The sequence below is a fragment of the Stenotrophomonas sp. STEN063 genome (assembly GCF_056854515.1).
The window spans coordinates 21,433-44,227 of record NZ_JBXFWF010000001.1; the positions used below are offsets into that span (position 1 = coordinate 21,433).

Here is a 22,795-nt window from a genome sequence, read left to right on the forward strand (position 1 = left end):
GCGGGGCGACGGCGTGCTTTTGTAGGAGCGGCGTAAGCCGCGAAGCTGATGGTCTACCAGATCGAGGCTGGATTACCGGCCGAACAAGTCCAGCGTCGCGGTTTACACCGCTCCCACATTCCTTGCTGCTGGCTTGCTGCGGTAGTCCTCGCCGACCGCCTGCAGGCCGGCGATCGCAAAGCGGTGCAGATGTGCCAGTAGCGGCTGCGATGGGCCTTGCGCCACTGCCTGCAACGGGCCGGGTACGTCTCGGCCGATCACGATCAACATCATGCAGGGCGCGGCGACGCTCAGCAGGCAGCGCAGCAGGGCCGGTTCAGTGGCGGGAATGCCGGAGATCTCACTGAGGATCTGCGCCACCGCCATCATCTTCGGCGGAACCGCTTCTTCCATCAGCACCTGTAGATGCGAAGAGGGCGCCAGCAGTTCGCGTGCCAGCACGCGTGGTGCCCAGGCCTCGGGTTGCTGGGCGCGCTGGACCAGGCCGGCGAGCAATTCGTACAGGCGCTGCTCGGGGTTCAGCGCACTGCCGGCGATCCGCTGCAGGTCATCAAGATCGAGCAGCTGCCGGTGGGCTTCCAGCAGCACCGCCTGGTACAGGCCGTTGCGGCTGCCGAAGTGGTAGTTGATGGATGCCAGGTCGGCAGCGGCCAGCTGGGCCACGGCCTTGCTGGTGGTTTCGGCAAAGCCCTGTTGCGAGAACAGCTGGCCGGCCGCCTCCAGCAGGCGGGCACGGGTGGCCTCGCCGTCGGTGCGTGGTCCGCGTGGGGTGGTTTTCTGAGTACTCATTGCGTGGCAAGTTTAGCCTGCTTCATCGCCCCGTCCGGCACTACTTTAAATTAAATTTAATTTGAATTAGGCTGTTCGGCAGATACAGTCCTGCTTGCGGAAGCGTCCTGATGAAGAAGCCCGTCCTTGTCGTGGTGGCCGCCGTTGCGTTGCTGGTCGTGCTGCTGCTGTGGTGGAGCAGCCGGGATAAGCCGGCTGGCGATGGCCTGCAGTTGCAGGGCAATGTGGATATCCGCCAGGTGTCGCTTGCCTTTGATGGCAGCGGCCGGGTGCAGGAAGTGCGGGTGGAGGAAGGCGACAAGGTCAAGGCCGGCGATGTGCTGGCCACGCTCGACACCCGCACCCTGCAACTGCAGGCAGATCAAGCCAAGGCACAGATCGAGACGCAGCGGCAGACGGTGGCGCGGCTGCACAACGGCGCGCGGCCGCAGGAAGTCGTGCAGGCCAGGAGCCAGCTGGCCGCAGCGCAGGCCGATGCAGCGCGTGCAGCGCAGGACCTGCAGCGCTTGCAGGGCGTGGCCAGCGCGACGGACGGTCGTGGTGTAAGCGCGCAGGAAATGGACCGCGCGCGTAGCGTGGCGAAAGTGGCGGCAGCGACTGCCGAACTGCAGCAACAGGCGTTGGCGCTGGTGCAGCAAGGCCCGCGCAAGGAAGACATTGCGGCAGCCGAGGCGCAATTGCAGGCGGCCGATGCCCAGCTCGCCTTGCTGCAGCACCAGATCGCGCAAGGCCAGCTGAAGGCGCCGGTGGCGGCGGTGGTGCGCTCGCGGCTGGTGGAAGTCGGCGACATGGCCGGTCCGCAACGCGCGGCGTTCGCGCTGGCGTTGACGCAGCCGAAGTGGGTACGGGTGTTTGCCAGCGAGACCGAGCTCGGTCGTATCCGCAGCGGGCAGCTTGCGCAGGTGACGAGCGACAGCCACCCCGACAAGCCGGTGACAGGCAAGGTCGGCTTCATTTCCTCGGTGGCCGAGTTCACCCCGAAGTCCGTGCAGACCGAAGAGCTGCGCACCAGCCTTGTCTACGAAGTGCGCGTGGTGGTCGAGGATCCGCAGGATCAGCTACGCATGGGTCAGCCGGTGAGCGTGCGCCTGCAGGAGACCGCGCGCTGATGGAAGCGGCGACTGCCACGGTTGTCGCGGTCGACCTGCGCAAGTGTTTTCCGGCCGCCGGTGGCGGGCAGTTGGAGGCGCTGGCCGGGATTTCCCTGCGCGTGCGCAAGGGCGAGCTGACTGCACTGGTTGGGCCGGATGGTGCCGGCAAGACCACCTTTCTGCGCATGGTTGCCGGTTTGCTGCCCGCCGATTCTGGCCAGTTGCAGGTGCTTGGCCATGACGTGGCACGGCAGCCGCAGCAGGTGCAGGATCGCATCAGCTACATGCCGCAGCGCTTTGGCCTGTATGAAGACCTCAGCGTGCAGGAGAACCTGGATCTGTACGCGGATCTGCATGGTGTGCCTGCGGACGAACGCCGTGCGCGCTTCGAACGACTGTTGCAGATGACCGACCTGGCTGCATTCAGGCAACGCCCGGCCGGCAAATTGTCAGGTGGCATGAAGCAGAAGCTGGGCCTGGCCTGCACCCTGGTGCGTTCACCGCAGCTGTTGCTGTTGGACGAGCCCAGTGTCGGCGTGGATCCACTGTCGCGGCGTGAACTGTGGAAGATCATCCAGCAGCTGGTGCAGGAGGAGCAGCTCAGCGTGCTGGTCAGCACGGCTTACATGGACGAGGCTGAGCGCTGCGAGCAGATCTTCGTGCTGCATCAGGGGCGTTTGTTGGCGCAAGGCAATCCTGCCGCGCTGACCGACAAGGCACAGGGCCTGACCTGGGCGGTAGCGCCCGCGCCGACGCGGCAGCCGCGCGACCTGCAGGCGCAGCTGATCGACGATACCCGGCACGTGCTGGATGCGGTGCCGCGTGCCGGTTCCGTACGTTTCATCCTGCAGCCTGGTGTGGCGCCGTCGGATATCGCCGGATTGCTGCAAGGCGAGCCGCCGAGCCGACGACCGGCGGAGTTGGAAGACGCCTTCATGATGCTGCTGCGTGCGCAGGAGGCGCCAGCATCATTGCCGGCGGCCGAGGTCGCAGCAAGCAGGATCCCGCAGGATGATGCGCCGGTCATCGTGGTGCGTGATCTGGTGCGTCGCTTCGGTGATTTCACCGCCGTGGCCAGCACCAGCTTCGATGTGCACCGCGGCGAGATCTTTGGCCTGCTCGGCCCCAATGGTGCCGGCAAGACCACTACCTTCCGCATGCTCTGCGGTCTGTTGCCGGCCAGCAGTGGGCATCTGGAAGTGGCTGGTCTGAATCTGCGCACTGCCCGAGCCCAGGCCCGCGCACGCATCGGCTATGTCTCACAGAAATTCGCGCTGTACGCCAATTTGAGTGTGCGTGAGAACCTGGAGTTCTTCGGTGGTGCCTATGGTCTTGCCGGCACGCAACTGCGCGGGCGTGTTGCCGATGCCATCAAACGCTTCGACCTGCAGGCGGATGCCCGCAGTGGCGACTTGCCTGCAGGCTACAAACAGCGACTGGCAATGGCGGTGGGCTTGCTGCATGCGCCGGAGATCCTGTTCCTGGATGAACCGACCAGCGGCATCGACCCACTGGCGCGGCGCGCCTTCTGGCGCACCATCACCGGGCTGGCGCAGCAGGGCGTGACCATCATCGTCACCACCCATTTCATGGAGGAAGCGGAATACTGCGATCGCATCGCCATCCAGGACGCCGGTGAACTGCTGGCCCTGGGAACGCCGCAGCAGGTGCGCGAGCAGGCCGGCGCTGGCGGCATCGACATGAATGCCGCCTTCATTGGCATCGTCGAGCAGGGCCGCGCGCAGCGCAGTGCCGCTGCCGGTGGCAGGGCTGCGTGATGTCCGGGTTCCTGTCCCGCCTATCGGCGCTGGTGCGCAAGGAGACCCGGCAGATGCTGCGTGAACGCAGCAGTCTTGCGGTGGGCCTGTTGTTGCCGGCGGCCTTGATCCTGCTGTTTGGCTATGGCTTGTCGTTCGATGTCAACCACGCACCGGTAGCGGTGGTGCTGGATGAGCGCTCGCCGACCACGCAGTCGCTGGTTGCCGGGCTGCAGGGTTCGCCGTATCTGGCGCCGGTGCAGGTCGGCGACATGACTGCCGCGGTGGCCTTGATGCGGCAAGGCAAGGTTGGCGGCATCGTGCATGTGCCGGTGGATTTCAGCCGGCGCAGGGCTGAAGGCAATGCGCAGGTGCAGCTGATCCTCAACGGCGTGGATGCCAACACCGCGCGTACGCTGGAAGGCTACGTGGGCGGCGCGCTGGCGACGCAGCTGCAAACCACGCTTGATAGGCAAGCCGGCAGCAGTGCGGGTGGCGGTGTCAGTGTTGTCCAGCGCATGTGGTTCAACGAGGCAAGCACCAGCACCTGGTACCTGGTGCCGGGCTTGATCGTTCTGGTGATGACCTTGATCGGTGCCTTCCTGACCTCGCTGCTGGTTGCGCGCGAATGGGAGCGTGGCACCTTGGAAGCACTGTTCGTGACGCCGGTACGACCGACCGAACTGGTGCTGGCAAAGCTGCTGCCGTATCTCGGCATCGGTGCGATCAATCTGGCGATCTGCCTGCTGACTGCGCGCTTTCTGTTCGAGGTGCCGATGCGCGGCTCGTTGCTGGCGATCGTCGTCAGCTCGCTGCTCTACCTGACGGTGTCGTTGTTGCTGGGCCTGTTCATTTCCGCGCTGACACGCAACCAGTTCCAGGCCAGCCAGGTGGCACTGCTGACCAGTTTCATGCCGGCGATGATGCTGTCCGGCTTCGTATTCGACCTGCGCAACATGCCGGTCGCGGTGCAGGTCATCAGCCAGCTGCTGCCGGCCACGCATTTCATGGGGCTGATCAAGTCGCTGTTCCTGACCGGCGATAACTGGCCGCTGTTCCTGCAGAAGTCGGCCATCCTGTTGCTGTACGCGCTGGTGTTGTTTGCGGGTACCCGCTCCAAGCTGCGCAAGAGGCTGGTGTAGGCATGGACGCCATCGCGATCTATTTCAGGCGTATTGCCTTCCTGTGCAGGAAGGAGCTGATCACCCTGCTGAAAGAGCCTTCCAGTCGTGCCATGCTGTTCATGCCGGCGCTGATGCAGGCGTTGTTGTTTGGCTACGGCGCGACCTTTGATCTGCGTCATGTGCCGTACGCGGTGCTCGACCTCAGCGGTGGACAGGCGTCGACCGAGTTGCTTTCGCGGATGGATGGTGCGGGCATGTTCGAGCGCACGGCAACGTTGGCTTCATCGGCGCAGATTGCTGGCGTGATCGACGCCAATGAAGTGTTGCTGGTGATCAGCATTCCAGCTGATTTCGAGCAGCGACTGGCCGCTGGGCAGAGTGCACCGTTGCAGTTGATCATGGATGGCCGCAACTCCACCACCGCGGGTGCCGCTGCCGGCTACATCGGCTCCATCGTCGCCGATTTCAATCGGGAACAATCCAGTCGAGCGCAGTTGAACCAGGCGGGTGCCGCCGGCGGGCAGGCGGTGCAGCTGGTCACACGCAGCTGGTACAACCCCAACCTGGAGTCGCGCTGGCAGCTGATGCCAGCGTTGATCGCCGCGCTGAGCATGTTGCAGACCCTGTTGATCGCAGCCTTGTCGGTGGCGCGCGAACGCGAACAGGGCACCTTCGATCAATTGCTGGTCACGCCGCTGACGCCGATGCAGATCCTGATTGGCAAGGCCTTGCCGTCGATTCTGGTGGGGCTGGTGCAGTCCACCATCATCCTGCTGATCATCCGTTTCTGGTTCCAGATCCCGATGGCCGGCTCGGTGGGCGTGTTGTACCTGGCGCTGGCGGTGTTCACGGTGGCCTCGGTAGGGATCGGCCTGTCCATCTCGGCGGTGGCCGCCAACATGCAGCAGGCGATGCTTTACACCTTCCTGTTGATCATGCCGTTGATGCTGTTGTCGGGCCTGATGACGCCGGTGGCCAACATGCCCAAGGTGCTGCAGGTGGCGACCTATGCCAATCCGCTGCGCTTCGGCATCGATCTGGTGCGACGGGTCTATCTGGAAGGGGCGGGCCTGCAGGAAGTGGGCTTCAACTTCATCCCCATGCTGGCGGTGGCGGCGATCACCTTGCCGTTGGCGGCGTGGTTGTTCCGTAATCGGCTTACCTAGGATGCGATGCATGTTTCCCCAATTGCGCTCACTGTTGAACGTGCCGCTGCTGCTGTCGCCGCTTGCTGCTGGCCTGCTACTCGGCGGCTGCGCGGTCGGACCGGACTTCGTGCGTCCGGACACGGTGGCCCCTGCCGACTGGACGCAATGGCGGGGAGGTGACGCGTCACTGAATGCCGACGTCGGTATGCAGGCGCTGCAGCCGGCGTGGTGGACGCAGCTGTCCGACCCGACCCTGGATGAACTGCAACGACGCGCCTTGCAGGCGAGCCCGGACCTGCGCACGGCTGCCTTGCACTTCGCCCAGGCGCGGGCGCAGCGGCGCACGGTTGCCGCGCAGCGCGGTGTCGATGTGAACGCATCTGCAGGCGTCAATCGCCAGCGCCAAAGCGAGAACGGCGCGGGTACGCGCATGCTCGACATCGTCAGCAATGACAGTGACGCACTGAAACAGCTGCTGGCCGAGCCATTCAATCTGTACCAGGCAGGCTTCGATGCATCCTGGGAGCTGGACTTGTGGGGCAGGGTGCGGCGATCGATCGAGGCGGCCGATGCCAGCGTGGCACAGCAGGCCGCGTTGCTGGATCTTGCAAGGCTGAGCGTCAGCAGCGAAGTGGCACGCAGCTATGTGCAGTTACGTGCTGCACAGCGCCAGATCGAACTGGCACACGAGGACATTGGCGCATTGGAAGAACGCCTGTCGCTGCTGCAGGCACGGGTGGACGGCGGCTTGCAGGACCATCTGGATCTGGACCGTCAGCAGGCCGATCTGGCGGCTGTGCGCGCGCGCTTGCCCGGCCTGCTGGCCGAGGAAGCGAGCAGCAGCAACCAACTTGCGCTATTGCTCGGCGAGCGCCCCGGCGCATTGCGCAGCCAGCTTGCAGCGCCGGTGGTTGCCGCCAGCGACGCGCTGCCGGATCTGTCGTTGGGACTGCCGTCGGAAGTGGCGCAGCGGCGCCCGGATATACGTGCCGCGCAGGCGCGCCTGCAACAGGCGACGGCCAGCATCGGTGTTGCCCAGGCGGATCTGTATCCCAGCATCCGGCTTGGTGCCAAGTTCGGCTACGAGTCGTATCTGTCCGGTGAGTTCTCGGACTGGGGCAGCCACACCTGGTCGATTGGCCCGGTGCTGAACCTGCCACTGTTCGATCACGGCCGACGCAAAAGTGTGGTGCAGCTGCGTGAGCTGGAACAGCAGGAAGCCGCTGTGGCCTACCAGAAGACCGTGCTGCAGGCCTGGCAGGAGATCGACAATGCCCTGAACGGCTACGCCGCTGCCAAACAGCAACGCGCGCAGCTGCGTGTGCGCGAGCAGGCCACGTTGGACGCTTACAGGATCGCGCAGGCTCGCCACGATGCTGGTCTGATCGATTTCCTGGCGGTGCTGGATGCACGCAGAGGCTATCTGCAGACGCGGCGTGACCTGGTGGATGGCGAGGCATTGCTGCGCAGCCAGTTCATCGCGCTCAACAAGGCCTTGGGCAATGCACCGCCCGCACACAGGTGACTGAAGACGCGGCTGTGGGCCAGATGGATGGCCCGCGCCCATCTGCGGCTACACTCGATCAGTTCCGGCCGTGAGGATGTCGCGACGGCCTTTCGCTGACCGAGAGTGAATTGCATGCCAGATACTTCCCGCAGGGAGCTGTTCAAAGCCGTTGCTGCCGGTGCCATGGTTGCGCCGCTGTCCGTGTTGGCGCAGCCGGCTGTCGCTGGCGCCAGCGCGAGCCCACCGCCGCGCTGGGGCCAGGGGCCTGAAGGCCAGCGCATCGCTGACCTTGGGGATGGCACCTATCTCAATCCCATCGTCGCCGGGGACCATCCAGACCCGACCATCCTCAAGGATGGCGACGATTACTACATGACCTTCTCGTCGTTCTATTCCTATCCGGGTCTGGTCATCTGGCACTCCACCGATCTGGTCAACTGGGCGCCGATCGGGCCAGCGCTGCACAAGACACTCGGCGATATCTGGGCCGTGGACCTGTGCAAGCACGACGGTCGTTACTTCATCTATCTGCCGGCCAATCCGACTGGCAAGGGCTGGTCGATCTTCGTTATCTGGGCCGACGATATCGCAGGGCCGTGGAGCGAGCCGATTGACCTGGAGATCGATGGTTGCATCGACCCGGGCCATATCGTCGGCGAGGACGGCAAGCGCTATCTGTTCGTCAACGGCATCCGCCGCGTGCGTCTGCGCGATGATGGTTTGGCTACCGATGGCGCTTTGGAAGCGGCATACAGCCCGTGGCGCTATCCCGATGATTGGGTCACCGAGAACTTCGCACCCGAAGGCCCGAAGCTGCTGCACCACGGTGAGTGGTTCTATCTGATCACGGCGGTAGGCGGGACCGCCGGCCCCGTCACCGGGCACATGGTGATCGCCGCACGTTCGCGCTCCATCCATGGGCCGTGGGAGCATTGCCCGCAGAACCCGCTGGTGCGCACCCAATCAGAAGCGGAGCCTTGGTGGTCGCGTGGTCATGCAACGCTGGTGGAAGGTCCGGCTGGCGACTGGTGGATGGTCTATCACGCTTATGAGAACGGCTTCCGGACCTTGGGTCGACAGACCTTGCTGGAGCCTATCGAGTGGACCGCTGATGGATGGTTCCGGGCGCTGGGCGGGGATCTGTCGCGGCCGCTGCGCAAGCCGGCAGGTGGCAAGGCTAGCGCGGCGGGATTTGCACTGTCTGACGACTTCTCGGCTGATCGCTTTGGCACGCAATGGGCGTTCCACAATCCGGGGCCGGACGAGCGCAAGCGTGCCCGCTATGACAATGGCGCGCTGCGACTGGAAGCCAGCGGTGCCTCGCCCATCGACAGCTCGCCACTGACCTGCGTGGTGCCCGACCGCTCCTACGAGGTGGAGGTAACCCTGGCACCTGGCATGGGTGCGGAAGCCGGCCTGTTGCTGTTCTACAACAACAAGGCATTTATCGGTGTCGGCTTTGACGACACCACCATCAAGAATTTCCAGTACGCCGAAGAGCTGGTGTGGGCACGTGCGCCACGCGCCGCTGGCCCGGTACGGGTGCGCTTGAACAACAGCAACAACGTGGTGACCTTCCACTACTCACATGACGGTGGCCGCAGCTGGCAGTTGCACCCGACCCGGATGGAAGTATCCGGCCTGCACCACAATGTGTTCGGTGGCTTCTTGAGCCTGAAGATCGGCATCTATGCTGCAGGACGTGGTGAAGTGGCTATCAGTGACTTCCGTTATCGGGCACTTGCCGAGAGCGCCAAAAACAGAATTTGATTGGGAAGCCGATACCGGCGCTGGTATCGGACTCCTGTGGGAGCGGCGTAAGCCGCGAAGCTGATGTTGCTCAGCTCCTGCCAGCTTTGTCACCTGATGGTGTGCGGACTTCGCGGCTTATGCCGCTCCCACAGATGAACAAACGGCCAGCATTCAGCGACGGCGCAACCAGAAGTAGATCGGCAGGCCGGCCACGATCAGGGCCACGCCCCACAACAGGGCCTCGCTGCCGATGCCGGCAATCGCGTACAGGCTGAAGAGCAATGCGCCGGCAGCGGCGATGCGCGAAGCAATACCGCTGCCGCGCCACAGCCATGCGGCAGCACCGGCCAGGTAGGGCAGCAGGGTGGCAGCGGTGGACAGCAGTACCGAGAACTTGAACAGGTCGACCAACGAACGGTTGTAGTTGCAGATCACCAGCACCGTGGCCAGCAGGCAGCTGACGATGACGCCGAAGACCGGTGCGCCGCGCTTGTTCTCGTGGGCAAAGGCGCGCGGCAGCACACCATCGCGGGCGGCGGCCATCGGCAGCTGTGCTGCCAGCAGCGTCCAGCCATTCAGTGCGCCCACGCAGGAGATGGCCATCACCACGGCCAGCAGCATGCCGGCGGTTGGCCCCCACAGCGCGGCAGCGGCATCGGCCATCGGTGCGCTGGAACTGGCCAGCACATCGGCAGGCAGCAGGCCAAGTACGGTGGTGCAGGCGAGCACGGTTGCTATACCGGCGATGGCGGTACCGGCGACCGTGGCGCGGGCAACGGTGCGCGGTGCGTCGTCGACCGACTCGGCCGGGACCGTGGCTGCCTCCAGGCCGATCATCGCCCACAGGGTCAGCGCGACGGTTGCGGCGGCAACGCTGCCCAACGATTCGCCGGAAGGGTTGAAGGGCACGTAGTGGCTGGTATCCACCAGCCACAGCGCGACCAGACCGAACATCAGCAAAGGGACGACTTTCAATACAGTGGTTGCCAGCTGCAGGCGTCCGGCCTCGCGTACACCAATCAGGTTGACGCCCGCACAGAGCCACAGCGCGACAAGACCGCAGGCCGCAGCACGTACCGGGGTTGCGGTCAGAGCCGGGAAGATGGCGCCAATGCTGCCGGCGAAGGCAACGGCGATCGCGGCAATCGCACACCACATTGAGATCCAGTAGCTCCAGGCGACCAGAAAGCCGGGCAGCTCGCCAAAGGCGTTGCGGGCGAACACGTAGGGGCCGCCAGTCTGTGGCCAGCGCTTGGCCAGCTGGGCAAAGGTGATCGCCAGCAGCAGCGCGCCGCACAAGGTGATGCTCCAACCAATCAGCGTTGCCGCGCCGTAGGGGGCGAGGGTGGCGGGTAGCAGGAAGGTGCCCGAGCCGATCATGCTGCCCACAACCAGGGCGGTGGCGGACCAGAAGCCCAGGGGGCGACGCGAAGTAGTCATAGATACAGCAACGGCAAAGGCTCGCGCCGGAGTACGGATGCCCCGGGAGAGCGTGAGAGAAGGTGGCAGGCGCCCGTGGCGACCGCAGCAGGGTAGGGATTATGACGGTTTGCAGCCCGGACCGCGATGTGAAACCTGCCGGTAATGACCTTTGGCCCTTTCGACAGGGCACAGTAGCGCTGACGCTGGCGGCCTTGTTCCCTGTTCTGGACACCCCCGATGACCGTTCGACCGCTGGCGCTCGCCGTTTCGTTCTCCCTGGCCACCGTGCTGGCCGCCTGTTCACCGTCATCGCAGCCAGCGGCTGGTGACAGCACCGCGCAGGCGCCGCAGGCCGACAAGGCCGCGCAGCTGAACCAGCTCTACGCCGACTACTGGGAAGGCGTGCTCAAGCTGAACCCGCTGCAGGCCACCTTCCAGGGCGACAACCGTTACAACGACCAGCTGCCGGACTTCGGTTCAGCCGAGTTCCGCAAGCAGAGCCACGACTTCACCCAGGAGTGGCTGGGCAAGGCCGAGAAGATCGGCGATGCCGGGCTGGCCGGGCAGGACCTGCTCAGCTACCGCATCTTCGTTGAAGAGCAGAAGCAGTCGCTGGAAGGGGAGAAATTCCCGAGCTGGATGATGCCGGTCAACCAGATGGGCTCCACCGTCAGCTATGCGGTGATGCTGGGTTCGGGCCAGGTCGCGCAGCCTTTCAAGACAGTCAAGGACTACGACAACTGGTTGGCCCGTGCGGCGCGCATTCCGGTACTGCTGGAGACTGAAAACGCCAACATGCGTGAAGGCATCAAGGCCGGCGTGGTACAGCCGCGCGTGTTGATGGAAAAAGTGGTGCCGCAGTTCGACGAGATCATCACTGCCAAGGCGGAGGACAGCCAGTTCTGGGGCCCGATCAAGCTGCTGCCGGCCGACTTCCCGCAGGCCGACAAGGATCGCCTGACCGTAGCTTTCCGCGCGGTGATCAACGACAAGCTGATGCCGGCGATCAAGCAGCAGCGTGACTTCATCGCCAACGAATACCTGCCGGCCACCCGTGACACGGTCGGCCTGGATTCCTTGCCGGACGGCAAGGCGTGGTACGCCTTCAACGCCAAGCAGAGCACCACCACCGCGCAGACCCCCGAGCAGATCCACGAGATCGGGCTGGCTGAAGTGGCGCGCATCCACGGCGAGATCCAGAAGGTGATGGCCGAGGTGGGCTTCAAGGGTTCGCTGCAGGACTTCTTCAAATTCATGCAGAACGACAAGCAGTTCGAGTTCAAGTCCGAGCCGGAGCTGCTGGAGCATTACCGCGGGCTGGAAGCCAAGATCAACGCGAACGTGCCCAAGCTGTTCTCGCTGACCCCGAAGGCCGGTTTCGAGATCCGCCCGATCGAGGCGTTCCGCGCCAAGTCGGCCGCTGGCGGCGAGTACATGCAGCCCAGCGAAGACGGCAGCCGCCCGGGCATCTTCTACGTCAACACCTACGACCTGCCGACGCGCAAGACCTGGGACGCCGAAGACCTGTTCCTGCATGAAGCCATCCCGGGCCATCACTTCCAGCTGGCCTTGCAGCAGGAACTGAAGGGCGTGCCGGCGTTCCGTCGCTTTGGTGGCGAGACGGCCTTCATCGAAGGCTGGGGCCTGTATGCCGAAAGCCTGGGCAAGGACCTGGGCGTCTACACCGACCCGTACAGCTACTTCGGTCGCTTGCAGGGTGAGCTGTGGCGCGCGGTGCGTCTGGTCGTGGATACCGGCCTGCACTCCAAGGGCTGGACCCGCCAGCAGGTGCTGGACTACATGTTCGCCAATTCCTCGGTGAGCGAGCCGGATGCGGTTGCCGAAGCCGAGCGTTACATCGCATGGCCGGGCCAGGCATTGGCGTACAAGACCGGCGAACTGAAGATCCAGGAACTGCGCAAGCGCGCGCAGGACACGCTGGGTGCCAAGTTCGACATCCGTGAGTTCCATGCCGAAGTGCTGAAGGATGGCTCGGTGCCGCTGGACGTGCTCGACGAGAAGGTCAACGCCTGGATTGCCGAGAAGTCCAAGTAAGCGGCGCAGCCGCTTACATGTAGTGCCGAGCCATGCTCGGCAAGAGGGATTACTGCAAAGAGCCAACCCCTCCCCAGCCCTCCCCTTGGCCTTCGGCCAAAGGGAGGGGGCAGGGGCGTAGTGCCGAGCCATGCTCGGCAGAGGCATTACCTCGAAAGACCAACCCTTCCCCAGTCCTCCCCTTGGCCTTTGGCCAAAGGGAGGGGGCAGGGGCGTAGTGCCGAGCCATGCTCGGCAAGGGCTTCACCGGTAAAGCTTCAGCCGAGCATGGCTCGGCTCTACAGGGGGGGTGTGGGAGCGGCGTCAGCCGCGAAGCTGGCAACAATGGAACCGCAGTAGGGCCTGCAATCAGAATGATTGCGGGCTTCGCGGCTGAAGCGGTGGCGAATCGGCGCGGCCGGTGCGCTCCAGCCGAGCATGGCTCGGCGCTATGGTTGGGCTACGTAGTGTTCCAGCTGTGGGCGCTCGGTCTGCCATGTTGCTGTGCCACAGTGCACGGCACTCTCTTGAGCCCGCAGGCGGTCTGATCGCGGGCGTTCTCAGTTTACTTACCGCGTACCGCTGATGACTTTTATCGTATCGCTGATCCTGCCGTTGCTCGCCATTCTGTTCTGGTGGCCGGTCCATCCCTTGTCCAAACAACAACGCCGTTGGCGGACGGGCATCAGTGTGCTGCTTGCCCTGATCGGCCTGGGCTTCGCCACCTTGTGGCGGCTGGACATCTTCAGTTACACGGTCGAAGCCTGGATCCAGCTGGTGTTCGGTTGGGTGCTGGTGATGTTCATGCTGGTACTGGTGTTCGTGCTGCTGCGCGAAGCCGGCTGGTTGCTGTCACGCCTGCTGCCGCGCAGCTCACGCATCGCGATGCTGTGGCATGGCGTCGGTTTCAATCAGGGTGCGGCGCTGCTGATCGTGTTGCTGGCCACGCTTGCCATCTACAACGGCCTCAAGCCACCGCAGGTACACGAGCGCGATCTGGTCGTGCCGAACCTGCCCAAGGAAATGGATGGCGTGCGCGTGGCGGTATTAGCTGACCTGCATATCAGTCCGGTCAAGCGCACCTGGCGCACCCAGCGCATCGTCGACGCAACCCTTGCGGTCAAACCCGACATGATCGTGTTGCCCGGCGACATGGCTGACGGCGGCTTGGAGGACAGCGGTCGGTTCGCCGAGCCGTTGTCGCAGCTCAAGGCGCCTTACGGCGTCTGGTTGGCGCCGGGCAACCATGAGTATTACTACGACTACGCCGCTTGGATGGCGCACTTCCGGCAGATGGGGTTGGGCGTGCTGGAGAACCAGACCGCGACCCTGTCGATCAATGGGCGTACGTTGGCGATGTCGGGTATTGGCGATCTGGCTGCCTTGAAGCAGACCCCGTACATGCACGGCGGTTTGCCGCCGGACATGCCAGCGGTAGTTAGCGGAGGCAAGGGCAGCGATGTACACATCCTGCTCGCGCACCAGCCGAAGCAGGCGCGGGCGGCTGCCGCGACTGGCGCGATTGACCTGCAGATCTCCGGCCATACCCACGGCGGCCATATGCTGGGCTTCGATCGCTGGGTGGTAGCTCCGTTCAACCACGGCTACGTGCGTGGCGAGTACCGGGTGCAGGACATGACCTTGTTCGTCAGCAGCGGCGTCGGCCAATGGGATGGTTTCACCGCACGCCTGGGCGTGCGCTCCAGCATTGATGTGTTGGTGCTGCGTAGCCCAGCCAGGTAACCACCGGATCTGTGGGAGCGGCGTAAGCCGCGAAGCTGGTATTGCTTAGTCTATTGGCAGCTTTGCGATCGGGTGATTCGCTCGCTTCGCGGCTTACGCCGCTCCCACAAAAAAGAAGCAGGCGTTGATGCCAGTTTGGTCAGGTATCGAGGTCTGCTTCGCTGCCATCGACGTTTTTCCGTTTATCCGGCATCAGCTTCGGTAGCGTGCTCACGACCGCCAAGGCGGCAATCGTGGTGATGAAGGCCACCATTTCCATGCCCATGCCGGCGGCCATGCCGATGGCGGCGGTCATCCAGATGCCGGCCGCCGTGGTCAGGCCCTGGATGCGCTCTTCGTTGTCGAGCTTGAGGATGGCGCCGGCACCAAGGAAGCCGATGCCGGAAACGATGCCCTGCATCACGCGGGTCACATCGGCGCCCGAAATGCCCATCTGCAACGGCGCCAACACGAACAGCGCCGAACCCACCGAGACCAGGATGTGCGTCTTCAGGCCGGCGGCGCGTCCTTTGCGCTCGCGTTCCAGGCCAAGCAGTCCGCCGAGCACGATGGCGGTGGCCAGCCGCGAGACGATGACGGTCAGTGTGCCGACATCGGGAATGGCGAACTCGGCGGCCAGCGCCTGACCGATTTCTTCGGTGATGCTCATGCGAGGGCGTCCTTGGTGTGATGGCAGGGCTGGCGATGGAGTGCTGATCCTGCGCAGGGTTTGCTTTACCGGTAGTGATGCCGATGTGCTGCTGGTGTGAAAAGCGGTGCTGCGCATTCAGGCATGTGCGGTGGGTCCTGCAAAAAAAAACGGCCCTGTGAGGGGCCGTCTTTCTGTGTATCGATCAGAGAATCAAAGCGCTATCTGGTCGAAGCGCTCGACCCGGGTGTGGCCATGGGTGGCCTCACCGCTGCGCGGCTGCGGGTAATCGCTGAGGCGGTCGACCAGCACCGTCTGCAGGCCGGCCTCGCGTGCGGCGTCCAATTCCTCGACCACGTCGGAGAGGAACAGGATCTCGGCCGGGGCGATGTTGATGGCCTTGGCGATATGCGCATAGCTGGGCGCCTCGCGCTTGCCGCCAACCTCGGTGTCGAAGTTGCCCGAAAACAGGCTGTTCAAATCACCGGCATCGCTGAAGCCGAAGAACAGCTTCTGCGCCGGCACCGAGCCGGAGGAGTAGACGTAGAGCGGCAGGCCGCTGGCGTGCCAGCCGCGCAGCACGTCGGCCACTTCGGGGTACAGGTGGGCGGTGTAGTCGCCGTTGCGGTAACCCACGTCCCAGAGCATGCCTTGCAGCGCCTTCAGCGCGGTGTGCTTGCGGTCCTGGTCGATCCAGCCCTGCAGGGTTTCGACGATGACCTCGTCCTGGCAGGCGCTGGCGGAAATTTCGGTGGCCACCGCATCCAGCCACTGGCGGACCTGCGGTTCGTTGCCGTGTGCCTGCACGAAACCGGGCAGGGCATTGCGGGCATACGGGAACAGCACTTCCTTGACGAAGGAGATGCTGGAGGTGGTGCCCTCGATGTCGGTGAGGATGGCTTTGATGGTCATGCGGTTTTCCTGCACGGTGCTTCTAGGGGCACGAATGCTTGGTTGGCGAGGATAGGGGAAAGAGCCAGGAGCTGCCCTCACCCCAACCCCTCTCCCGTGGACGGGAGAGGGGCTTCAGGCAAAAGCGGGCTCTATGCCGCGCTGGGCTCGTAGCGGGGGAAGCGCTGGGCGATGTCGGTGCCGGTGAAGTGGCCGACCCAGCCGTCCGGCTCGGTGAAGAAGCGGATCGCGGCGAAGCTGGGTTCCTCGCCCATGTCGAACCAATGGTTGACGCTGTCGGGCACGGCGATCAGGTCGTCCTTCACGCACTCCACTTCATAGACCTTGTCGCCCACGTGCAGGGTGAACAGGCCGGAGCCGGCGACGAAGAAGCGGACTTCGTCTTCCTTGTGGTAATGCTCGTCGAGGAACTTCTTGCGGATCTCGGCGCGCGCCGGGTTGTCCGGGGCGATCGAGGCCACGTCCACGCTCTTGAAGCCATGCTCTGCGACCAGGCGATCAATGTCCTCGCGGTAGGCGGCGAACACTTCTTCCTGGCTGGCGCCCGGCGTGACCGGGTGCTTGGCCTGCCAGCGTTCGAAGGTGACGCCGATCTTGTTCAGTTCGGCAGCGATGACCTCGCCGTCGCGGCTGTCGAACAGCGGTGCGTCCGGGGCGGTGTCGTTGAAAATGCGCAGTCGGCTCATGGGGGACTCGACGTAGTAGAAGGAAGGATCAGGCGTGGCCGCGCAGGCGGCGCAGTTCCAGCTCGCAATGCAGCAGGAACTCGAAGGCCTCCAGGTGGCGACGGGCTTCGGCCATGTCGCGGCCCCAGGCGTACAGGCCGTGGCCGTCGATCAGATAGCCCCACATCGGCCCCTTGTCGAGTTCGGCCTCGACCTGGGCGGCCAGCACATCCATGTCCTGGGTGTTGGGGAACACCTTCAGATCGACGGCGGTCTCGTGGGTGGAATTGCCGTGCAGGGCCTTGAGCAGCTCATAGCCCTCCAGGCGGATATGACCGTCGCTGCCATACAGGCGCGAGGCGATGGTCTGCACCGGTGAATGGGTGTGCAGCACGCAGCCGACTTCCGGGAAGCGAGCGTAGAGCTGGGTATGCAGCAGGGTCTCGGCGGATGGACGCAGCGGTCGGCCCACGGCCTTGCCGTCGAAATCCACCACCATGATGTCGCTTTCGATCAGCCGGCCCTTGTCCTTGCCGGACACGGTGATGGCCGCATGCTGGTCATCCAGCCGGTGCGAGAAGTTGCTGCTGGTGGCAGGTGTCCAGCCGGCGTGGGCCAGCTCGCGGATGTTGTCGATCAGCAGCTGGGCCAGTTCGCTCAGTCGCTGGGCGTCGTAGGGGACGGTAGGCGCGTTCATGGGGTCCATTCTACTAAGAACGCCCGCAGGTTCATGCATGTATCCGGATGGAACTGATGCCGCCATGGAATATGGGGGGACCGAGGAGCTCCGTCCCCGTAGCCCGGGTAAGCGAACGCGCACCCGGGGCCGTTCTCGGAGACCTGTCTTCCAAACTCCCGGGTGCGCTTTCGCTTACCCGGGCTACGGGCGGTACGGACTATCCGATAACGAAAAAGCCCGGGATCACTCCCGGGCTTCAGTTTCGTTCACCGCTGGCAACTCAGCCGTTCCTGGCCTTGTTGGCCGCATTGAGCTTGCTGTGACGCACGCCGTACAGGAAGTAGATGATGAAGCCGGTCGCGGTCCATACGCCCATCAGCATCCAGTTGTGCAGCGTCATCGCGGTCAGCAGGGCGATGCAGCTGAGCACGCCCAGGCTGCAGACCAGCCAGGCCATCGGGATGCGGAACGGACGCGGCAGGTCCGGCTGGGTGCGGCGCAGGACCAGCACGCCGGCGCAGACCGCGGCGAAGGCGATCAGGGTGCCCATCGAGGTCAGTTCACCGAGGATGTCCAGCGGGAACAGCGCCGCCAGCAGGGCAATGCCGATGCCTGTGATCACGGTATTGATGTGCGGGGTGCGGTACTTGGGGTGGATCTTGGTGAACACCGGCGGCAGCAAGCCATCGCGGCCCATGATCATGAAGATGCGCGGCTGGCCGATCACCATCACCAGCACCACCGAGGCCAGGCCGATCAGCGCGCCGACTTCGACGATGATGCGCAACCAATCGAGCTGCGGGTGCGCGGCAACGGCGGTGACCACCGGCTCGGCGGTACCCAGCAACTGGTAAGGCACCAGGCCAGTCATGACCGCGGCCATGGCGATGTACAGCACGGTGCAGATCACCAGCGACAGCAGCATGCCGATTGGCAGGTCGCGCTGCGGGCGGTGCGATTCCTGCGCGGCCACCGATACCGCTTCAAAGCCGATATAGGCGAAGAACACCATCGCCGCGCCGCGCAGAACGCCTTCAAAGCCGTACTTGCCCGGGCCTTCGTTGGCGGGGATGAACGGGGTCCAGTTGCTGGTATCCACGTACTTCCAGCCAGCGATGATCACCAGCAGGATCAGGCCGGTCTTGAGTACCACCATGGCCATGTTCATCGCCGAGGACTTGCTGATGCCGACGTAGCACAGCCAGGTCAGCAGCAGCACAAGGATCGCCGCCGGTATGTTGGCAATGGCACCGGTGGGCTTGAGCTGGGCGTCCAGCGGGGCGCTGACCAGCGCTGCTGGCAGGTGAATGTCGAAATGGGCGAGGAAGCTGAGGAAATAGCCCGTCCAGCTGACAGCCACTGCCGAAGCCGAAACGCCGTACTCCAGCACCAGCATCCAGCCGATGAACCAGGCCGACAGCTCGCCGAAGGTGGCGTAGGTATAGGTGTAGGCGCTGCCGGAGACCGGCACCATCGAGGCGAACTCGGCATAGGCCAGCGCACAGAACGCACAGCAGATGGCTGCCAGCACGAAGGACAGCATGATGGCCGGGCCGGCGTGGTTGGCCGCGGCCTGACCGGTGATGACGAAGATGCCGCCGCCGATCACCGCGCCAATGCCCAGCGCGGTCAGCCCCCAGGGGCCGAGGGTTCGGCGCAGGCTCAGGCCATTGGCTTCCTCATGTGCGGCGTGCGGATGTTTGGTGGCCCAGAGTTGCTTGAACATGTTTCGGGTCTTCGCTCATCGGTGCGCGGCGGGCGCGCAAAAGAAAACCGGCGCGCCAGGCGCCGGTCGGGGTGTGGATCAGGCTTGCTTGTTCAGCTTGCTGTTGCGGATGCCGTAGCCGAAGTAGATGAACAGGCCCAGCACGGTCCAGCCGACGAACAGGTGCCAATGCACCACGAAGGCCTGCATGAACAAGGCCAGACAGGCCAGCGCGCCCAGCGGGCAGATCAGCCATGCGGCCGGCACCTTGAACGGGCGCACGATGTCCGGCTTGGTACGGCGCAGCACCAGCACGCCGATGCAGACGGTGGCGAAGGCCAGCAGGGTACCCATCGAAACCAGTTCGCCGAGTACGTTGAGTGGTACCAGTCCGGCCAGTGCACCGGCCAGCACGCCGACCACGAGGGTGCTGATGTAGGGCGTACGGAAGCGCGGGTGCACCTTGCCGAACATCTTCGGCAGCAGACCGTCGCGGGAGATGGTGTAGGCGATGCGCGACTGCCCCATCATCATCACCAGCACCACCGAGGACAGGCCGGCGATGGCGCCGATCTCGACCGCGGTCTTCAGCCAGGACAGGCTGGGATAGGCTTCCAGGGCGGTGGCCACCGGCTTGTCGGTGCCCAGCAGGTTGTAGGGCAGCATGCCGGTCAGCACCGCGCAGACCACGATGTAGACCAGGGTGCAGACGGCCAGCGAGCCGAGCAGGCCGATCGGCATGTTCTTCTGCGGGTCCTTGGTCTCACCGGCGGCGGTCGAAACGGCATCGAAGCCGATATAGGCAAAGAACACGATGGTGGCCGCGCGGAACACGCCGCTCCAACCGAACTCGCCGAAGGTGCCGGTGTTTTCCGGAATGAACGGCTGCCAGTTGGCCGGGTCGATGTACTGGATGCCAAAGCCGACGAACAGGCAGATCACGGTGATCTTGATCGCGACGATCACTGCGTTGACGAAGGTGGACTGGGTGACACCGACGTAGAGCAGGCCGGTGATGGCGGCTACGATCAGCACCGCAGGCAGGTTGAACAGCTTGCCGGAGTTGACGAACTCGCTGCCGGTCCAGGCCAGCGGCGCTGCCGACAAGGCATCGGGGAAGGGCATGTGCAGCGTGGTGGTGATGAAGCTGATCAGGTAGGCCGACCAACCGACCGCTACCGAGGCCGAGGCGAACAGGTACTCCAGTACCAGGCACCAGCCGATGAACCAGGCCATGCCTTCGCCCAGCGTGGCGTAGGAATAGGAGTAGGCGCTGCCGGAGACCGGCATCATCGCCGCGAACTCGGCGTAACACAGGCCGGCCAGCGCGCAGGCGATACCAGCGAAGACGAAGGACAGCATCACCGCCGGTCCGGCGTGGTTGGCCGCAGCCTGGCCGGTCAGCACGAAGATGCCCGCGCCGATCACCGCACCTATGCCGAGCAGGATCAGGTGCTTGGCGGTGAGGGTCCGCTTGAGCGTGGCTTCGCCTTGCAGGCTGCCTTCGATCGGCTCGCCGGCATCGACATGTGCGGCCGGTTCGACCGGTTTGACCCTCAACAGTGTTTTAAGCATTCCGCAAATTCCCGAGCTGTGTATTGGCCCGAACGCGCTGGGGCGACGGGGCCGGTTGTATGGCGACGCAAGCTGAACGGTCGGCAACTGCTCTACCTTGCCAAAGCTGGCGAAACTCGACAAGCGCAACTGCAACATCGACAGCGATAATGGCCGCCGGATTGTTTGAATTGGATGTGCTTACAGTCATGCACGGTGAAGATCTACTGCTCCGTCAGGCATTTGTGGACTATTCCCAGCGCCACCGGGAACATGAGCAGGTGACGCAGGCGTTCCTGACCCTGCTTGACGAAGGCGGGGTGGATCCCTTCACCCGCGAGCGGCTGGCCGGGCATTTCACCGGTAGCGCCTGGTTGGTCAGCGCCGATGGCAAACGCGCGCTGCTCACCCACCATCGCAAGCTACAACGCTGGTTACAGTTGGGTGGGCATGCCGATGGTGACCACGATCTGGCGGCTGTTGCACTGCGCGAAGCCGAGGAGGAATCCGGGCTGCCGGGCCTGACGCTGGCTTCAGCTGACATCTTTGACCTGGACCGGCACTGGATTCCCGAGCGCAAGGATGTTCCCGGGCATTGGCACTACGACGTGCGTTATGTGGTCGTCGCCGGCGACAACGAGGCCTTCGTGGTCAGTGAGGAATCGCTGGAGCTGGCATGGCGGCCGGTAGACGAGATCGCCAAGGATCAAGATGAATCCATGCGGCGGATGGCAAACCGGTGGCTGCAGAGATAGACGCGACGCGCAGCGATGCCGCGCTGCCGGAAGGTGTATCGGTAGAGCCGAGCCATGCTCGGCTGGAGCGTTCCCGGTAGAGCTTCTGCCGAGCATGGCTCGGCACTACGTTTTTGCTCCCTCCCTTTGCTGCGGGCGAGGGGAGGGGTGGGGAGGGGGTGCCTTTTGCAGCTGCAACGCTGCTGGTAAAGCCCCTGCCGAGCATGGCTCGGCGCTACCGGGGGCGTCAGTAGAGGATGCGGGTGCGCAGGGTGCCCTGGATCGCGGCGAGCTCTTCGCGGATGGCGGAGGCCTGTTCTTCGCTGGCGGTGATGTCGATCACCACGTAGCCGACCTTGGGGTCGGTGCGCAGGAACTGGCCGTCGATGTTGAGGTTGTGGCGCGAGAAGATCTCGTTGATCTTGGACAGCACGCCCGGCACGTTGCGGTGGATGTGCAGCAGGCGCAGGCTCTGCTCGTGCTCCGGCAGGGTCACTTCCGGGAAGTTGACGGCCGACAGGGTCGAGCCGTTGTCGCTGTAACGCACCAGCTTGGCCGCAACTTCCACACCGATGTTTTCCTGTGCTTCCAGCGTGGAGCCACCGACGTGCGGGGTCAGGATCACATTGTCATGCGCGGTCAATGGGGACTCGAACAGGTCGCCGTTGCCCTTGGGCTCGACCGGGAACACGTCCACTGCGGCACCGCCGAGATGACCCGAACCCAGTGCTGCATCCAGCGCGGCGATATCGACCACCGTGCCGCGCGCTGCATTGATCAGGTGCGCGCCCTTCTTCATCTTGGCCAGTTGCTCGGCGCCGATCATCCATTGCGTGGAGCCGTTCTCCGGCACGTGCAGGGTGACCACGTCCGAGCGCGCCAGCAGGTCATCCAGGCTGATGGCCGGATGGGCGTTGCCCAACGACAGCTTGGTTTCGATGTCATGGAAGATCACGTGCATGCCCAGCGCCTCGGCCAACACGCCAACCTGGGTGCCGATATGGCCGTAGCCGATGATGCCCAGCGTCTTGCCGCGTACTTCATGGCTGCCGGCAGCCGACTTGGACCAACCACCGCGGTGGCATTCGGCGTTCTTCTGCGGGATGCCACGGGTCAGCATGATCGCCTCGGCAATCACCAGTTCGGCGACCGAACGGGTGTTGGAGTAGGGCGCGTTGAAGACCGGAATGCCGGCGAGCTCGGCGGCTTCCAGGTCGACCTGGTTGGTGCCGATGCAGAAGCAGCCGACCGCGATGAGGCGCTTGGCTTCGGCCAGCACCTCGGCGCTGAGATGGGTGCGTGAGCGGATGCCGACGATGTGGGCTTCGGCGATACGCGCCTTCAATTCCTCTTCGGGCAGGGACTTGCTGTACAGCTCGATCTGCGAGTACCCGGCCGCCTTGAAGACGTCCACGGCGGTCTGGCTGACCCCCTCAAGCAACAAAACGCGGATGTCCTGCTTCGGGAACGAGGTCTTCTTGGGCGACATGTCGTGTACGGCGGCGAAGGTGGGTAGGTCGCCAACTATGCCAGAACGGCGCGCTGTTTTGT

18 protein-coding genes are annotated in these 22,795 nt (G+C 64.2%); 9 read left to right on the forward strand and 9 right to left on the reverse strand.

The window, feature by feature from the left end:
• Positions 1-102: 102 nt before the first annotated feature.
• On the reverse strand, positions 103-789 hold the full coding sequence (locus tag AC1VWL_RS00100; protein ID WP_482985317.1) for a TetR/AcrR family transcriptional regulator: 687 nt from the start codon (positions 787-789) through the stop codon (positions 103-105).
• A gap of 110 nt (positions 790-899) precedes the next feature.
• Here AC1VWL_RS00100 and AC1VWL_RS00105 point away from each other — a divergent pair, with 110 nt between their 5' ends.
• The 6 genes from AC1VWL_RS00105 (at position 900) to AC1VWL_RS00130 (ending at position 9,186) form a co-directional block, all read left to right on the forward strand.
• On the forward strand, positions 900-1,898 hold the full coding sequence (locus AC1VWL_RS00105; protein ID WP_481614684.1) for an HlyD family secretion protein: 999 nt from the start codon (positions 900-902) through the stop codon (positions 1,896-1,898).
• Complete coding sequence (locus AC1VWL_RS00110; protein WP_482985318.1) at positions 1,898-3,658, forward strand: ATP-binding cassette domain-containing protein; 1,761 nt, start codon at positions 1,898-1,900, stop codon at positions 3,656-3,658. Before AC1VWL_RS00105 ends, AC1VWL_RS00110 begins: the two co-directional genes overlap by 1 nt.
• Positions 3,658-4,779: an ABC transporter permease gene (locus AC1VWL_RS00115; RefSeq protein ID WP_482985319.1), complete on the forward strand. Its 1,122-nt coding sequence runs from the start codon at positions 3,658-3,660 to the stop codon at positions 4,777-4,779. The genes AC1VWL_RS00110 and AC1VWL_RS00115 overlap by 1 nt, the downstream gene beginning before the upstream one ends.
• A 2-nt stretch (positions 4,780-4,781) precedes the next feature.
• The gene (locus AC1VWL_RS00120) at positions 4,782-5,927 is read left to right on the forward strand and encodes an ABC transporter permease (RefSeq protein WP_482985320.1); all 1,146 of its coding nucleotides are present in this window, start codon (positions 4,782-4,784) and stop codon (positions 5,925-5,927) included.
• 10 nt (positions 5,928-5,937) lie between these two features.
• Positions 5,938-7,434, forward strand: a complete 1,497-nt coding sequence (locus AC1VWL_RS00125) for an efflux transporter outer membrane subunit (RefSeq protein ID WP_482985321.1) — start codon at positions 5,938-5,940, stop codon at positions 7,432-7,434.
• 114 nt (positions 7,435-7,548) lie between these two features.
• Positions 7,549-9,186, forward strand: coding sequence for a family 43 glycosylhydrolase (locus tag AC1VWL_RS00130; protein ID WP_482985322.1), 1,638 nt, complete (start codon positions 7,549-7,551; stop codon positions 9,184-9,186).
• 153 nt (positions 9,187-9,339) lie between these two features.
• On the opposite strand, the gene AC1VWL_RS00135 is transcribed toward AC1VWL_RS00130, so the two are convergent.
• Positions 9,340-10,608, reverse strand: a complete 1,269-nt coding sequence (locus AC1VWL_RS00135) for an amino acid permease (protein WP_296250587.1) — start codon at positions 10,606-10,608, stop codon at positions 9,340-9,342.
• A 219-nt stretch (positions 10,609-10,827) separates the two neighbouring features.
• Here AC1VWL_RS00135 and AC1VWL_RS00140 point away from each other — a divergent pair, with 219 nt between their 5' ends.
• Complete coding sequence (locus AC1VWL_RS00140; protein WP_482985323.1) at positions 10,828-12,645, forward strand: DUF885 domain-containing protein; 1,818 nt, start codon at positions 10,828-10,830, stop codon at positions 12,643-12,645.
• A gap of 564 nt (positions 12,646-13,209) precedes the next feature.
• Positions 13,210-14,367 carry a metallophosphoesterase gene (locus AC1VWL_RS00145; RefSeq protein WP_482985324.1) on the forward strand — a complete coding sequence of 386 codons (1,158 nt, stop codon included), beginning with the start codon at positions 13,210-13,212 and terminating at the stop codon, positions 14,365-14,367.
• A gap of 139 nt (positions 14,368-14,506) precedes the next feature.
• On the opposite strand, the gene AC1VWL_RS00150 is transcribed toward AC1VWL_RS00145, so the two are convergent.
• The 6 genes from AC1VWL_RS00150 to AC1VWL_RS00175 form a co-directional block, all read right to left on the reverse strand.
• A complete protein-coding gene (locus AC1VWL_RS00150; RefSeq protein ID WP_282269961.1) occupies positions 14,507-15,016 on the reverse strand; it encodes an MgtC/SapB family protein in 510 nt (169 codons plus the stop codon).
• 192 nt (positions 15,017-15,208) lie between these two features.
• Positions 15,209-15,907 carry an acireductone synthase gene (mtnC, locus tag AC1VWL_RS00155; RefSeq protein WP_481615764.1) on the reverse strand — a complete coding sequence of 233 codons (699 nt, stop codon included), beginning with the start codon at positions 15,905-15,907 and terminating at the stop codon, positions 15,209-15,211.
• A gap of 131 nt (positions 15,908-16,038) precedes the next feature.
• A complete protein-coding gene (locus AC1VWL_RS00160) occupies positions 16,039-16,593 on the reverse strand; it encodes a 1,2-dihydroxy-3-keto-5-methylthiopentene dioxygenase (protein ID WP_296253868.1) in 555 nt (184 codons plus the stop codon).
• Positions 16,594-16,621: 28 nt separating this feature from the next.
• Positions 16,622-17,269, reverse strand: a complete 648-nt coding sequence (locus AC1VWL_RS00165) for a methylthioribulose 1-phosphate dehydratase (protein WP_282269952.1) — start codon at positions 17,267-17,269, stop codon at positions 16,622-16,624.
• A 262-nt stretch (positions 17,270-17,531) separates the two neighbouring features.
• Positions 17,532-18,977 carry an amino acid permease gene (locus AC1VWL_RS00170; protein WP_481533788.1) on the reverse strand — a complete coding sequence of 482 codons (1,446 nt, stop codon included), beginning with the start codon at positions 18,975-18,977 and terminating at the stop codon, positions 17,532-17,534.
• Between the two features lie 78 nt (positions 18,978-19,055).
• Positions 19,056-20,531 (reverse strand): amino acid permease, encoded by a 1,476-nt coding sequence (locus tag AC1VWL_RS00175; RefSeq protein WP_481533789.1) that lies wholly within the window; start codon positions 20,529-20,531, stop codon positions 19,056-19,058.
• Positions 20,532-20,680: 149 nt separating this feature from the next.
• Here AC1VWL_RS00175 and AC1VWL_RS00180 point away from each other — a divergent pair, with 149 nt between their 5' ends.
• The gene (locus tag AC1VWL_RS00180) at positions 20,681-21,265 is read left to right on the forward strand and encodes an NUDIX hydrolase (RefSeq protein ID WP_482985325.1); all 585 of its coding nucleotides are present in this window, start codon (positions 20,681-20,683) and stop codon (positions 21,263-21,265) included.
• 226 nt (positions 21,266-21,491) lie between these two features.
• Here the strand turns inward: AC1VWL_RS00180 and serA are convergent, their stop codons facing one another.
• A complete protein-coding gene (gene serA / locus AC1VWL_RS00185) occupies positions 21,492-22,733 on the reverse strand; it encodes a phosphoglycerate dehydrogenase (protein WP_482985397.1) in 1,242 nt (413 codons plus the stop codon).
• Between the last annotated feature and the right edge of the window lie 62 nt (positions 22,734-22,795).

Bases quoted from the DNA above. Each gene is read 5' to 3' on its own strand.
- AC1VWL_RS00100 (WP_482985317.1), bottom strand. From the start codon at position 789: ATGAGTACTCAGAAAACCACCCCACGCGGACCACGCACCGACGGCGAG.
- AC1VWL_RS00105 (WP_481614684.1), top strand. From the start codon at position 900: ATGAAGAAGCCCGTCCTTGTCGTGGTGGCCGCCGTTGCGTTGCTGGTC.
- AC1VWL_RS00110 (WP_482985318.1), top strand. From the start codon at position 1,898: ATGGAAGCGGCGACTGCCACGGTTGTCGCGGTCGACCTGCGCAAGTGT.
- AC1VWL_RS00115 (WP_482985319.1), top strand. From the start codon at position 3,658: ATGTCCGGGTTCCTGTCCCGCCTATCGGCGCTGGTGCGCAAGGAGACC.
- AC1VWL_RS00120 (WP_482985320.1), top strand. From the start codon at position 4,782: ATGGACGCCATCGCGATCTATTTCAGGCGTATTGCCTTCCTGTGCAGG.
- AC1VWL_RS00125 (WP_482985321.1), top strand. From the start codon at position 5,938: ATGTTTCCCCAATTGCGCTCACTGTTGAACGTGCCGCTGCTGCTGTCG.
- AC1VWL_RS00130 (WP_482985322.1), top strand. From the start codon at position 7,549: ATGCCAGATACTTCCCGCAGGGAGCTGTTCAAAGCCGTTGCTGCCGGT.
- AC1VWL_RS00135 (WP_296250587.1), bottom strand. From the start codon at position 10,608: ATGACTACTTCGCGTCGCCCCCTGGGCTTCTGGTCCGCCACCGCCCTG.
- AC1VWL_RS00140 (WP_482985323.1), top strand. From the start codon at position 10,828: ATGACCGTTCGACCGCTGGCGCTCGCCGTTTCGTTCTCCCTGGCCACC.
- AC1VWL_RS00145 (WP_482985324.1), top strand. From the start codon at position 13,210: ATGACTTTTATCGTATCGCTGATCCTGCCGTTGCTCGCCATTCTGTTC.
- AC1VWL_RS00150 (WP_282269961.1), bottom strand. From the start codon at position 15,016: ATGAGCATCACCGAAGAAATCGGTCAGGCGCTGGCCGCCGAGTTCGCC.
- mtnC (WP_481615764.1), bottom strand. From the start codon at position 15,907: ATGACCATCAAAGCCATCCTCACCGACATCGAGGGCACCACCTCCAGC.
- AC1VWL_RS00160 (WP_296253868.1), bottom strand. From the start codon at position 16,593: ATGAGCCGACTGCGCATTTTCAACGACACCGCCCCGGACGCACCGCTG.
- AC1VWL_RS00165 (WP_282269952.1), bottom strand. From the start codon at position 17,269: ATGAACGCGCCTACCGTCCCCTACGACGCCCAGCGACTGAGCGAACTG.
- AC1VWL_RS00170 (WP_481533788.1), bottom strand. From the start codon at position 18,977: ATGTTCAAGCAACTCTGGGCCACCAAACATCCGCACGCCGCACATGAG.
- AC1VWL_RS00175 (WP_481533789.1), bottom strand. From the start codon at position 20,531: ATGCTTAAAACACTGTTGAGGGTCAAACCGGTCGAACCGGCCGCACAT.
- AC1VWL_RS00180 (WP_482985325.1), top strand. From the start codon at position 20,681: ATGGCCGCCGGATTGTTTGAATTGGATGTGCTTACAGTCATGCACGGT.
- serA (WP_482985397.1), bottom strand. From the start codon at position 22,733: ATGTCGCCCAAGAAGACCTCGTTCCCGAAGCAGGACATCCGCGTTTTG.